Raw genomic sequence first — 414 nt, forward strand, 5'->3', positions numbered from 1 at the left:
GGTGAATCGCGTATTTCACCGTGATGCCCTTGTCGGTGAGCTTTTGCGCCAGTTCCTTCACCGCGTGCTGGGCCCGCGCCACGGCCAGGCCGTAGCCCGGCACGATGACCACGGTCTCGGCATTGCCCAGCACGAAGGCGGCATCGTCGGCACTGCCGCTCTTGACCGCTCTTTGCACCGCCGCCCCGGCCACCGCCGTCGTGGCCTCGCCGCCGAAGCCGCCCAGGATCACGTTGAAGAAGGAGCGGTTCATGGCCTTGCACATGATGTAGCTCAGGATCGCGCCGGAGCTACCCACCAGCGAGCCGGCGACGATCAGCATGGCGTTGTTCAGGCTGAAGCCAATGCCGGCGGCGGCCCAGCCGGAGTAGCTGTTGAGCATGGACACCACCACCGGCATGTCGGCGCCGCCGA

General features: G+C 66.9%; 1 protein-coding gene. It reads right to left on the reverse strand.

Annotated features, from left to right (window positions below):
• Window positions 1–414, reverse strand: a 414-nt coding sequence (locus tag C5P05_RS06985; protein WP_198674600.1) for an NAD(P)(+) transhydrogenase (Re/Si-specific) subunit beta, incomplete at both ends; no start/stop codon positions are given.

The organism is Rhodoferax ferrireducens (assembly GCF_003347515.1).
In the GTDB taxonomy this organism is placed as follows: domain Bacteria; phylum Pseudomonadota; class Gammaproteobacteria; order Burkholderiales; family Burkholderiaceae_C; genus Rhodoferax.